This is a genomic window from Modestobacter sp. Leaf380, from assembly GCF_001424485.1.
In the GTDB taxonomy this organism is placed as follows: domain Bacteria; phylum Actinomycetota; class Actinomycetes; order Mycobacteriales; family Geodermatophilaceae; genus Klenkia.
Map to the genome: position 1 here is coordinate 221367 of NZ_LMQC01000012.1, position 12523 is coordinate 233889.

Annotated in this window: 10 protein-coding genes; 4 read left to right on the forward strand and 6 right to left on the reverse strand. The window is 75.7% G+C overall.

Annotated features, from left to right (window positions below; genetic code table 11):
- Positions 1-23 precede the first annotated feature (23 nt).
- From flhA to ASG41_RS09115, 3 genes are read left to right on the forward strand one after another with little or no spacing between them, the layout of a single operon-like run.
- Positions 24-2063 (forward strand): flagellar biosynthesis protein FlhA, encoded by a 2040-nt coding sequence (flhA, locus tag ASG41_RS09105; protein ID WP_200938803.1) that lies wholly within the window; start codon positions 24-26, stop codon positions 2061-2063.
- The gene (locus ASG41_RS25240; protein ID WP_056292908.1) at positions 2044-5727 is read left to right on the forward strand and encodes a hypothetical protein; all 3684 of its coding nucleotides are present in this window, start codon (positions 2044-2046) and stop codon (positions 5725-5727) included. Before flhA ends, ASG41_RS25240 begins: the two co-directional genes overlap by 20 nt.
- Positions 5724-5972, forward strand: coding sequence for a hypothetical protein (locus ASG41_RS09115; protein ID WP_056292910.1), 249 nt, complete (start codon positions 5724-5726; stop codon positions 5970-5972). The genes ASG41_RS25240 and ASG41_RS09115 overlap by 4 nt, the downstream gene beginning before the upstream one ends.
- A gap of 54 nt (positions 5973-6026) precedes the next feature.
- Here the strand turns inward: ASG41_RS09115 and ASG41_RS09120 are convergent, their stop codons facing one another.
- The 6 genes from ASG41_RS09120 to ASG41_RS09145 all read right to left on the reverse strand — a co-directional run bounded on the left by ASG41_RS09120 (position 6027) and on the right by ASG41_RS09145 (position 11546).
- Positions 6027-7322 (reverse strand): PhoH family protein, encoded by a 1296-nt coding sequence (locus tag ASG41_RS09120; RefSeq protein WP_056292914.1) that lies wholly within the window; start codon positions 7320-7322, stop codon positions 6027-6029.
- A 217-nt stretch (positions 7323-7539) separates the two neighbouring features.
- Complete coding sequence (locus ASG41_RS09125) at positions 7540-8298, reverse strand: ABC transporter permease (protein ID WP_056292920.1); 759 nt, start codon at positions 8296-8298, stop codon at positions 7540-7542.
- Positions 8295-9317, reverse strand: a complete 1023-nt coding sequence (locus ASG41_RS09130; RefSeq protein ID WP_056292921.1) for an ATP-binding cassette domain-containing protein — start codon at positions 9315-9317, stop codon at positions 8295-8297. The genes ASG41_RS09125 and ASG41_RS09130 overlap by 4 nt, the downstream gene beginning before the upstream one ends.
- A gap of 24 nt (positions 9318-9341) precedes the next feature.
- Positions 9342-9530 (reverse strand): hypothetical protein, encoded by a 189-nt coding sequence (locus tag ASG41_RS09135; protein WP_056292923.1) that lies wholly within the window; start codon positions 9528-9530, stop codon positions 9342-9344.
- Complete coding sequence (locus ASG41_RS09140; RefSeq protein ID WP_056292928.1) at positions 9527-10741, reverse strand: hypothetical protein; 1215 nt, start codon at positions 10739-10741, stop codon at positions 9527-9529. The genes ASG41_RS09135 and ASG41_RS09140 overlap by 4 nt, the downstream gene beginning before the upstream one ends.
- A 25-nt stretch (positions 10742-10766) precedes the next feature.
- Positions 10767-11546, reverse strand: coding sequence for an isoprenyl transferase (locus tag ASG41_RS09145; protein ID WP_056292929.1), 780 nt, complete (start codon positions 11544-11546; stop codon positions 10767-10769).
- A gap of 126 nt (positions 11547-11672) precedes the next feature.
- Here ASG41_RS09145 and ASG41_RS09150 point away from each other — a divergent pair, with 126 nt between their 5' ends.
- Positions 11673-12503 carry a hemolysin III family protein gene (locus ASG41_RS09150; protein WP_082556736.1) on the forward strand — a complete coding sequence of 277 codons (831 nt, stop codon included), beginning with the start codon at positions 11673-11675 and terminating at the stop codon, positions 12501-12503.
- Positions 12504-12523: the final 20 nt, after the last annotated feature.

A 12523-nucleotide genomic window follows, 5' to 3' on the forward strand; every position in this document is an offset into this window, starting at 1 on the left:
CTGGACTGCCGAGAGTGGTCTTCGTGAAGTGGACGACGGCCGCGGTGCCCATCGGGGTCGTCTCGATCGTCCTCATGCTGGTCGTGCCCATGCCGACCATCGCGCTGGACCTCCTCATCGGGGTCAACATCGCGGTGTCGCTGCTGATCCTGCTGGTCGCCATGTCGATCAAGCGGCCGCTGGACTTCGCCGTCTTCCCCTCGGTGATCCTGATCGCGACGCTGCTGCGGCTGGCGCTCAACGTCTCCTCGACCCGGCTGGTGCTCTCCGACGGCTACGCCGGACAGGTCATCGAGGCCTTCGGGCACTTCGTCATCGGCGGCTCGCTGGTCGTCGGCCTGGTCGTCTTCCTGATCCTCGTGGTCATCCAGTTCGTGGTCATCACCAAGGGCGCCGAGCGCGTCGCCGAGGTCGGCGCGCGCTTCACCCTGGACGCGATGCCCGGCAAGCAGATGGCCATCGACGCCGACCTGAACGCCGGCCTGATCAACGAGTCCCAGGCCCGCAAGCGGCGCGCCGACGTCACCGCCGAGGCCGACTTCTACGGCTCGATGGACGGTGCCAGCAAGTTCGTCAAGGGCGACGCGATCGCCGCGATCATCATCGTGCTGGTCAATCTCATCGGTGGCCTGACCATCGGCATGGTGCAGAACGGCATGCCCGCCGGCGAGGCGGTCAGCACCTACTCGCTGCTGGCCGTCGGCGACGGCCTGGTCTCGATGGTCCCGGCGCTGCTGCTGTCCACCGCGACCGGCATCGTGGTCACCCGCTCGGCCGCCGACGGCGAGCTCGGCCAGGACATGATCGCCCAGCTGGGGCGCAAGAAGCAGCCGCTGCGCATCGCCGGTGGCGCCCTGCTCGCCCTGGGCCTGATCCCCGGCCTGCCCAAGCTGCCCTTCCTGCTCGTCGGCGCCCTCTTCCTGGTGCTGGCCACGCGGGTGCAGGAGGAGGTGCTGCCCAGCGAGGAGGACGAGGCGGCCGCGCTGGCCCCGGCCGAGCCCTCCCCCGACTCCCCCGAGGCGATCGCCGAGCGGATGCGGGTCGACCCGCTGGAGCTCGAGGTGGCCTTCGACCTGGTCGAGCTGGTCGACACCGCGCGCGGCGGGGACCTGCTGGACCGGGTGAAGGCGCTGCGCCGCAAGGTCGCGATGGACACCGGCCTGGTGATCCCGCTGGTGCGCACCCGGGACAACCTGGACCTGCCCGCCTCCCAGTACGTCGTCTGGCTCAACGGCGTCCCCGTCGCCAAGGGCATCTCCCCGGCCGGCACCGTGCTGGCCATCGGCGACGCCCTCGACGGCCTGCCCGGCAAGCCGACCCGGGAGCCGGTGTTCGGGCTGGCCGCCAAGTGGGTGCCCGCCGAGCTGCAGCGCCAGGCCGAGATGGCCGGGGCGACCGTCGTCGACCGCTCCTCGGTCATCACCACCCACCTCGCCGAGGTGGTCCGGCAGAACGCCGCCCAGCTGCTGGGCCGCGAGGACGTCAAGCTGCTGGTCGAGATGGTCCGCCGCACGCACCCGGTCGTGGTCGAGGAGCTCACCTCGGCGTCGATGTCGCTGGGCCAGGTGCAGCAGGTGCTGCAGGCGCTGCTGGAGGAGGGCGTCTCCATCCGCGACCTGGTGCGGGTCTTCGAGGCGCTCTCGCTGCGCGCCAAGACCGCCACCGACCTGGACAGCCTGGTCGAGGCCGCCCGGGCGGCGCTGGGCCCGGCGATCAGCCAGCCCTACGTGACCGCCGACGACAAGCTCTACGTGATGACCCTGGACCCGGGCTTCGAGCAGCGGCTGCTGGAGTCGGTGCGCCCGGCCGAGTCCGGCGCCGTGCTGGCGCTCAACGCCGGTCAGGTCGACGCGCTGGCCCGCGGCGCCAGCGACCTGCTCGACGACGCCGAGCGGCTGGGCATCACCGCCCTGCTGGTCTGCTCCCCGCAGGTCCGCCCGGCGCTGTCCCGGTTGATGCGCCAGGTGGTCACCCGCTGCACCGTCATCAGCTACACCGAGGTGTCCCGCACGGCCCAGATCGAGACCATCGGGGTGGTGAACGGTGCCGTCGCGCTCGCCTGAGCCGCCGTCCGGGGCGACCCGGGACGAGGCCATCGCCGCTGCCCGCGAGGAGTTCGGGCCCGACGTCCGGATCCGCGGCGTCCGCCGGATCCGCTCCGGCGGGGTCGCGGGGTTCTTCAGCTCCGAGCGCTACGTCGCCGACGTCGTGGACCCCGCCGGCACGCCCGGCCCCGGCGAGCCCACCCCCGTGACCCCGGGCCGGCCCGTCGCCGTCCCGGCCGGCTCGTTGAGCTCCGCCGAGGCGCTCGCCGCCTGGCCCACCAGCGGCCTGTCGGTCGACGACCTGCTCGCGGTCGCCCAGGAGGTCAGCCGGGCCCAGCAGAGCGCTGCCCGCACCGCCGTCCCCGCCGTGGACCCCGCTGTGGACCCGGTGGACGAGCTGGCCGACCTCCTCGGTGCGGCCGGCCCCACCGACGTCGACGTGTACTCCCCCACCTCGCTGGCCCGCCCGGCCGCCGCGGCCGCACCCCGGGTGCCCGCCGCCGCCAGGGCCGCAGCCGTCCGCGCGGCCGCCCCGGCACCCGCCGCGCCCACCGCCGTGCCCACCGCCGAGTCCGTGGCCCGACCGGTCGAGCGCGCCGCCCGGCCCCTCACCCAGCGCCGGGCCGAGGAGCCGGTCGGCCCGCAGGCACCGGCCTGGGAGCGCACCAGCCGCAGCGCCCCGGCCGCGGCCGCCGTGCCTCCCGAACCCTCCGTGCCCGACGAGGACGACGACGCGCCGGTGTCGCCGTTCACCGCCGCGCTGATGCGCATGGTCACCCAGGACGACGAGGTGCAGTCCGCCGTCGCCGGCGCGACCGAGCTGGCCGCCCGGGACGACGCCGACGAGCAGCAGCGGGTCGCCGTCGAGGAGCTGACCCGTGCCCTGGCCCAGGAGCGGGCCGCCCGCCGGGCCGCCGCCCCGTCCGCCGAGGTGCTGCCGGAGGACGGGCAGGACCTGTCCGGAGACGACCGGTACGAGGCCGACCTCCATGACGACGTCGAGGACGACTCCCAGGACGACGTCGAGGACGAGGTGGAGGACGAGGTGGAGGACCCGGCCGTGACCGAGCGCGAGCTGCGCCAGGCCGCGGTGCTGGCGTCCGAGCGGCGGGCCGCGGCCCGGCTGCGCGCCCAGCAGGAGGCGCACGAGACCGCCGTCGCCCGGGCGGCCGAGGTCGCCGCCCGATCCGCGGCCACCGCCCGCCGGGCCGCCGCCCGCGAGGCCGAGGTCGCCGCGCTGGCCCGGGTCGAGCTGGCCCGCGCCGAGGCCGAGGCCTGGGAGCTGCAGGCCCAGCGCGAGAACGCCCGCGTCCGGGCCGCCCGTGTCGAGGCCGCCCGCGTCGAGACCGCCCGCGTCGAGGCCCTCCGGGTCGAGGCCGAGCGGGTGGCCGCGGAGCAGGAGGCCGCCGAGCTGCAGGAGGCGGCGCGGCTCGATGCCGTGCAGGCTGCCGAGCACGCTGCCGCCGCCGGTCGCGCCGAGGCCGCGCGCGCCGTCGCCGCGCACGAGACCGCCCGCTTCGAGGCCCCGTCCCTGCGCGCGGTCCCCCACCGGGACCCGCGCCGCGCCGGGCCGCCCCCGGTGGACCGGGCCGCCACCCAGCGGGCGCAGGCGCTGCGCGCAGCAGGGCGCCGGGCCGAGCAGCAGGCGACCGCCCAGCCGGTCGCGACGGACGGCACGGACGTCACCGCCGACCGGGCCGCCCGGCTGCGCTCCGTGCTGGCCGCACTCCCGGCGGCCCCCACCGCGGTCCCCGCACCCCGGGTCCCCGCATCCCGGGTCCAAACACCCCCGGTCTCCCGCGCAACCGCACCGGAGACCGACGCCGCACGGACCGGCCGGATCCCCGCGGTCACGCCGGGCCCGGCCCGCGGCCGGGTCGCCCGCCCGCTCCCGGTCGCCGTCCCGGTGCCGGTCGCCGTGGTGACGACGCTGCCCCCGGTGCACCCCGCACCCGCCCCCACCACCGCGCCGCAGGCCGCCGTCCCGACGGACGAGCCCGCCGCGCCCCCCGTCCTCCGCTCCACCCAGTCGTCCCCCCGGGAAGAGGCCCAGCAGGTGTCCATGGACCAGCACGTCGTCGCGTCGTCCGCCCTCCAGGACGCCGGGGTCCAGACCCCGCGACGGCGGGGACTGCCCGACGTCCCGCCGCAGGCCGGGGGACGCGCCAGCCGGCGCGCCGCCGACCGCCGGGCGGCCGAGGAGGCCGTCGCCGGGGCCATCGAGGCCGAGGAGATCCCGGCCGCGCCGTCGGCGGGCGACGACCTCTGGGGTGCGCCCACGCCGACCCCCGCCCCGGCATCGGACCCCTCCGGCCGACACCGGACCGCCCGATCCGGGCACGCCACCCTCGAGGCGCCCGCGGACCCGGTGGCCGACGTCGTCGTGCCCGAGGCCCCCGCGGTCGACGAGCAGCTCGAGGCCCTGCGCGCGGCTGCCCTCTCGGGCACCGGCAGCACCCCGCGCCGTCGCCGGGCCGACGCCTCCGGCCGGCACCGCACCGCCGGCACCGGCCTGCAGTCCGCCGTGCGCCCCGGGCCGCTGGAGGCCGAGGGCACCCTCGTCGCGGTCGTCGGCAGCAGCGAGCCGCTGCACACCCCCGACCACGCCAGCGGCTTCATCGAGGTCATCACCGCGGTCGCCGACAGCGACTTCCTCGGCGACGCCCCGTCGCGCCCGGAGCTCGCCTCCGAGGTCAGCGGCCTCCTCGTGGAGGAGATGGCCCAGGAGATGGCCGCCGGGATGGCCGACGAGCTCGCCCGCACCGCCAGCGACCCGGCGCCGCTGCCGATGGACTCCACCACCGTCCTGCCCCCGCTCAGCAGCCTGCTGACCACCCCGGCCGCCGCGCCGCGCGTGCGCGGTCCGCGCCCGCCGGTCCCGCCCGCCCGCGGTGCCGGCCGGTCCCGCACCGCTCCCCCGCACCCGACCACCCGCGGGCGTTCCGCGGCCGCCGACGGCCTGGCCACGGTGACCCAGCTGCTGCCGGCCGCCCCGGACGCGGCTGCCGTCGTCGACCCCGCCCCGGCCGGGCTGACCGCGCTCGGCCTGCCCACCGCCCTGCTCGGCGAGGACTTCGGTGCCGATGCCGCGGCCCGCGGCACCTTCGCCGCGCTGACCGCCGTGCTGGCCCGCACCCTGCCCGACGCCCCCACAGCGCCCGCCGAGCCCGGTGACGTGCTGGTCGTCGTCGGCCCCGGCGCGGACGCCCTCGGCGCCGCCCGCGTGCTGGCCACGTCGCTGCGGCTGGACCCGGCCCGGGTGCAGTGGGCGACCCGGGGGGAGCTCTCCGGGCTGTCCACCCCCGACGTCGGGGTGCCCACCGCGGCCGTCGCGGCCACCCGGCGCGAGGCCGCCGCGGGCGCCGGCGTCCCGACCGTCGTCGCCGTCGACGTCCCGCTGCGGGACGCCGGTTCCGCGTGGGTCGCGCAGATGCTCCAGGCGTGGGCCCCCACCGCCGTCTGGGGTGTCCTGGACGCCACCCGCAAGCCCGCCGACCTCACCGGCTGGCTGGCCGGCCTGCCCCGCGTGGACGCCGTGGTCGTCACCGACACCGAGTCCTCGGCGGACCCCGCCGCGCTGCTGGCCGGGCTCCCGGTGCCGGTGGCCGTGGTCGACGGCGCCCGCGCCACCGCGCACCGCTGGGCCGCGCTGCTGTGTGAGCGGTTGGCCGGCCGGCCGTGAACCCGCTGCGCTGGGACGTCCTCGGCGCAGCCCTGCTCTTCGCCCTCCCGGTGCTGCTCATGGGGGCCCAGGGCTCGCTCGACGTGGACGAGGTGACCGCGCGACTGCCCTGGTGTCTCCTGGCCGGCTGGGTCGCCAGCTCCCTGCTGCGCGCGGCGTTCTCCCCCCGCCCCTCGGCTGCCCGGCGCCCGGCCGCCCGCGGCCGGGTGACCGCGGACGCCGGACACGAGACCACCGACTCCTGACCCGCACGCACGACGGCCGGGACCCGCACCCGCGGACCCCGGCCGTCGGTGCGCTCAGACCGGCAGGTCCTCCAGCATCTCGGTCACCAGCGCCGCGATCGGCGACCGCTCGGACCGGGTCAGCGTCACGTGTGCGAACAGCGGGTGGCCCTTGAGCGCCTCGATGACCGCGGTGACGCCGTCGTGCCGGCCGACCCGCAGGTTGTCCCGCTGGGCGACGTCGTGGGTGAGCACGACGCGGGAGTTGGTGCCCAGCCGGGACAGCACGGTGAGCAGCACGCCGCGCTCCAGGGACTGTGCCTCGTCGACGATGACGAAGGAGTCGTGCAGCGAGCGGCCGCGGATGTGGGTCAGCGGCAGCACCTCGATCAGCCCGCGGGCGAGGATCTCGGTGACCACCTCGCCGGAGACCAGCGCCCCCAGGGTGTCGAAGACCGCCTGGGCCCAGGGCGCCATCTTCTCGCCCTCGGAGCCGGGCAGGTAGCCCAGGTCCTGCCCGCCGACGGCGTACAGCGGCCGGAAGATGACCACCTTCTTGTGCGCCCGCCGCTCCATGACCGACTCCAGGCCCGCGCACAGCGCCAGCGCGGACTTGCCGGTCCCGGCCCGGCCGCCCATCGACACGATGCCGACCTCGGGGTCCAGCAGCAGGTCCAGCGCGATCCGCTGCTCCGCCGAGCGCCCGTGCAGCCCGAAGGCCTCCCGGTCCCCGCGGACGAGCTTCACGTGCTTGTCCGCGGTGACCCGGCCCAGCGCCGACCCGCGGGAGGACAGCAGCACCAGCCCGGTGTGGGTGGGCAGCTCGGCCGCGGCGGGCAGGAAGAGGGTGCCGCCGTCGAAGAGCGCCGCGATCTCGTCGTCGCTGAGGGAGACCTCCGCCATCCCGGTCCAGCCGGCGTCCACGGCCCCCAGCGCGCGGTACTCGTCGGTGTCCAGGCCCACCGCCGCGGCCTTCACCCGCAGCGGCACGTCCTTGGTGACCAGGCAGACGTCGCGGCCCTCGGCCCGCAGGTTGAGCGCGACCACCATGATGCGGCTGTCGTTGCTGTCGTTGCGGAACCCGGCCGGCAGCACCGAGGCGTCGGAGTGGTTCAGCTCGACGTGCAGCGTCCCGCCGGTGTCACCCACCGGGATCGGCGCGTCCAGCCGCCCGTGCTGCACCCGCAGGTCGTCGAGCAGGCGGAGCGTCTGGCGGGCGAACCAGCCCAGCTCCGGGTGGTGCCGCTTCTCCTCCAGTTCCCCGATGACGACCAGGGGGACGACGACGTCGTGCTCCTCGAAGCGCAGCAGGGCGCCCGGGTCGGAGAGCAGGACGGAGGTGTCGAGGACGTACGTGCGGCGAGAACTCACGGATCGACTCCCGGTGGGGTGCTGGCGCACCCCTGCTCGAAGGTGGCCGGGCCCCGGCGCAGAGGCCGTGGTCCGGCCCCCCTGGTCGACAGCTCGCATCGCACCAACCGGGCCTCCCGTGTCCGGCGAGGCGGGCTCCCCGGACACCTCGGACGCTAGGCCCGTGAGGTGTCCGGCAGGTGACTTCCGGCCCTACGCCGACCGGCGTGTCGCGGCCTCAGCCGGACTCCTTGCGGAACTGCGAGGTCCCGTACCAGGCGCCCAACCCGGCCAGCAGGACGGTGAACAGCACGCCCCAGCCGACGTCGGGGGCGCCGAAGTCGCCGGCGAACAGCGCCCGGGCGCCGTCCACGATGTGCTTGAAGGGCACCAGGTCCGACACCGTCTGCAGCCACCCCGGGGCCAGCGTCATCGGCAGCAGGATCCCCGACAGCAGCAGCACCGGGAAGAGCACCACGTTCAGCAGCGGGGCGAAGGCGTCCTCGCTCTTCAGCGTGAGGGCCAGCGCGTAGGACACCGCGGCCAGCGACCCGCCGAGGACGGCCACCAGCACGATCGTCAGGGCCACCCCACCGACCGAGGCGTCCAGCCCGAACGGGACGGCGACGAGCACCAGCACGACACCCTGGACGGCGAGGACCAGCACGTCGCGCAGCACCCGGCCCAGCAGCAGCGCGGCCCGGGGCGCGGGACTGACCCGCTGGCTCTCGATGACCCCGGCCCGGTACTCGGCGATCAGGCTGAACCCGACGAACGCGGTGCCGAACAGGCCCAGCTGGACCAGGATCCCGGGCACGAAGACCTGGTAGGCGTTCGCGCCGCCCAGCTGCCCGGCGATCGGCTCCAGCAGCGGGCCGAAGAGCACGATGTAGAGCACCGGCTGCATGAGGCTGATGACCAGCCAGGCCGGGTTGCGCAGCGAGGTGCGCAGGGCCCGGGTGTAGACGGTCCCTGTGTCGCGGACCAGGGTGCTCATCGGGCGGTCTCCTCGGCGGGCGCGGTCTGCGCGGTGGTCTGAGCGGTGGTCTGCTCGCCGTCGCGCAGCGAGCGGCCGGTGACGGTCAGGAAGACGTCGTCCAGGCTGGGACGGCGGCTCTCCACGCCGGCGACCTCGATCCCGGCGGCGTCCAGGTCGCGCAGCAGGGTGACCAGGGCGGCGCCGCCGGCGGGGACCCGGCAGGTGACCCGGTCCCCGGTGACCTGGGCGGCCTCCGCGCCGGGCAGCGCGGCCATCCGGCCGGCGACGTCCCCGGCCCGGTCGGCGTGCGTGGCGGTGACCGTCAGCAGGTCACCGCCCACGGAGCTCTTCAGCGCGTCCGGGGTGCCCGAGGCGACGATGACGCCCTTGTCGATGACCAGCACCCGGTCGCAGAGCGCATCGGCCTCGTCCAGGTAGTGGGTGGTCAGGAAGACCGTCGTCCCCCGGTCCCTGCGGAGCCCCTCGATGTGGCCCCACAGGTTGGCCCGGGCCTGCGGGTCCAGGCCGGTGGTGGGCTCGTCCAGGAACACCAGGCCGGGCACGTGCACCAGGCCCATCGCGATGTCCAGCCGGCGGCGCTGGCCGCCGGACATGGCCTTGGGCTGGCGTTCCCACAGCCCGTCCAGGTCCAGTTCGGCGAAGAGCTGCTGGCCGCGGGCGGTGGCGTCGGCGGTGCTGACCCCGTACAGCCGGGCGTGGGAGACCAGCTCCTCCCCCGCGCGGTTCTCCGGCGCGGTCGAGCCGGCCTGGGAGACGTAGCCGATCCGCCGCCGGACACCGACCGGGTCGCGGAGCAGGTCGCAGCCGGCCACGGTGGCGGTGCCCGCGGTCGGGGCCAGCAGGGTGGTGAGCATCCGCATGGTGGTGGTCTTGCCGGCCCCGTTGGGGCCCAGGAAGCCGACGATCTCGCCGGCCTCGACGTCCAGGTCGACCCCATCGACGGCGCGCACCTCGGTGGAGGCCTTGCCGCGCTTCTTGGCTGCGAACGTGCGGGACAACCCGCGGGCGTGGATCACGGGCCAGATGATGGACCCGGCGGCTCAGTCGGGTCGAGCGGGTTCCGCGCGTCGCGGCCGGGCGGCCACCAGCGCCCACACCACGGGCACCACCAGCACCGGCCACTGCAGCGACAGGTCGCCGACCCACAGCAGGCCGAGCACCAGGAACAGCGCCAGGCAGGCGGCCGACCACAGCCCGAGCACCCGGCGCTCGCGCGCGGTGCGCCTCATCCGGCGAGCTCGGCGGTGACCCGGGCCGGGGTGAGCGGCTCGTCCAGCAGCCGGAGGAACCGGTCGGCCGCCGACTGCCCCGCCGGACGGGCGGCCAACCAGCCGGCGAGCAGGTCGTAGCCCTCGACGTAGGTGGTGATGTAGGCCCGCCACAGCGGGTGGGTGAGGAACCGCAGCTGCTGGGCGGCCCGGTCGCGGCTGACCAGCGACCACCGCTGCAGGTGCGCGACGACGTCCTCGGTGGGGGCGCCTCGGTCGTGCAGCATCACCGCGGCGTCCTGACGGACCCGGTTGAGCGGGGCCGCCGCAGCCGACACCCGCTCGGAGAGCCCACCGTCCAGTCGCAGCCCGAGGTCGGCCAGGACCTCCTGGGCCCATGGGCCCCACCCCGGCCCGACCGCTGCCTCCAGGCCCAGGTCGGCCAGGCCCTCGGCCATCAGGCACTCGGGGGTGTTGACCAGGAAGACGGTGTGCTCGAGGTGCCGGTCGCGCTCGACCAGCCCGCGCTCCTTGCGGCAGTGCTCGGTGTGGTGGCCGGGGTAGGCCTCGTGCGCGACCAGGTGCGGCAGCTGACCCAGCCGGTGCGGGAGGTCGGCGTTGATCGCCACCCGCGAGCGGTAGCCGCCCTCGTAGTAGTTGAAGCCCGACCAGGGCTTGTCGGTGACCACCTCGTACTGCACGGTCTCGGCCTCGGGCAGGCCGTACTGCCCGCGCACCCGGTCGCGCAGCGCGCTGGACAGCGCGTGCACCGCGGCCTCCAGGCGCTCGGGCGGGCACTCCTCCCGGCGGCGGTGCTGGGCGTACCGCTCGGCCAGCGTGCCGGTGCCCGGCAGCAGGTCCTCCAGCTCGGCGTGCGCGGCGGCGTAGTCGGCGGGGTCCCCGAGGTCGACGTCGACCTGGAAGTAGGAGCGGACCTCCTCCCGGTAGGTGACCGGCTCCCCCGCCATCACCCGGGCGGTGCACTCCAGCGCGGTGAGCTGGCCGCGCAGGTGCTCGACGCGGTCGGCGGCCAGGTCGGTCGCGTCCAGCTCACGGAGCAGCCCCCGGGCCTGGTCGCGCACCCCGCGCGGGGTGGGGGCCGGCTCGTCGAGCACCTGGGCCCGGAGCCGCCGGTCGCCGGTGTAGGCGTCGACGAACCCCTCCTCCAGGCGGTCGAACCGCAGCCCCAGCTTCACGTACTCCAGGGGCAGGTCGACCGCGCCGGCTGTCATGGCACCCAGTCTCACACCCGCGCGGTCAGCCGCCGAAGCGGCGCTGACGGGCCGCGTAGTCCCGCAGCGCGCGCAGGAAGTCGACCCGGCGGAACTCGGGCCAGTAGACGTCGGTGAAGTAGAACTCCGAGTGCGCCGTCTGCCACAGCAGGAAGCCCGACAGCCGCTGCTCCCCGCTGGTCCGGATCACCAGGTCGGGGTCGGGCTGCCCGCGGGTGTAGAGGTGCTCGGCGATGTGCTCGACGTCCAGGTCCTCGACCAGCTCGTCCAGCGTCGTCCCGCGCTCGGCGTGCTCGGCCAGCAGCGACCGGACGGCGTCGGCGATCTCGCGCCGGCCGCCGTAGCCGACCGCCAGGTTGACCGTGGCGCCCGCCCGGCCACGGCTGTCCTCCTCGGCCTGCTTGAGCACCGCGGCGGTCTCCGCGGGCAGCAGGCCCAGCGCCCCGACGGCGTTGAGCTGCCAGCGCCGGTCCGGTCCGGACAGGTCGCAGGCCACGCCCTCGATGATCCGCAGCAGCGGGGTGAGCTCGGGTTCGGGCCGGGTCAGGTTGTCGGTGGACAGCAGGAACAGGGTGACGACGCCGACGCCGGTCTCGTCGCACCAGCCCAGGAAGTCCGCGATCTTGTCCGCCCCGCGGCGGTGGCCGTCGTTGACGTCCTCCAGCCCGATCGCCCGGGCCCAGCGGCGGTTGCCGTCGACGATCACGCCGACGTGGTGCGGGGCGGCGGCCCGGTCCAGGCGACGGACCAGTCGACGCTCGTACAACGACGTCAGCGCCGTGCGCACCTGCTCGCGGGCCCCCACGGAGAGCCACCCTAGGACTCCGCTGCGCAGACCGGGAGGGCCCCGGTCGACGCAGGGGCACCGTCCCCCGAGACCTCACAGCCGGGTGGGGTGCGACGGGGGGCGACCGCGCCCTAACCTCGGACCATGAGCGCAGTGCACGACCCCGCGGAGACCGTGCGGGTGGCCTCCGACGGCTCCGAGGTCCAGGCGCCCCCCGGACAGGCCGCCACCGCCGTCGTCGCGGAGGGCGAGCAGGTCGACGCCGTCCTCCGCGACGGCGAGTGGGCCGACGCCGAGTACGGCGACGCCGACTTCGACCACCCCGACACCCGGCCGCGGCTGCGTGGCTGGCTGCACCTGTTCGCGGCCTTCGGGTCGATCGTCGCCGGGGCGGTGCTGATCCCGCTGGCGTGGACGCACGGCGGGGTGCGCGCCGGGCTGCCGGTGAGCATCTACTGCCTCACCATCCTGGGGCTGTTCGGGATCAGCGCCGCCTACCACCGCCGGCGCTGGTCGCCGCGCGGCTGGAAGCTGATGAAGCGGCTCGACCACTCGATGATCTTCGTGTTCATCGCCGGCACGTACACGCCGTTCGCCGCCCTCGCCGTCCCGGCTCCGACGAACTGGGTGATCCTGGCCGTCGTCTGGGGCGGGGCGCTGGGCGGCGTGGCGCTGAAGATGGCCTGGCCCACCGCACCGCGCTGGCTGGGTGTGCCGATCTACGTCGCGCTGGGCTGGGTGGCGGTCTTCGTGCTCACCGACATCCTGGCGCTGGCCGGGGTGACCGCGATGGTGCTGCTGGCCGCCGGCGGGGTGCTGTACACGATCGGTGCGGTCGCCTACGCGATCAAGAAGCCCAACCCGTGGCCCGGCGTCTTCGGCTACCACGAGGTCTTCCACGCCATGACGATCGTGGCGGCGGCCTGCCACTACATCGCCGTGTACTTCGCGATCTTCAACTCGCCGTTCGTCTGACCGTCCTGCCCCTCCGCGCC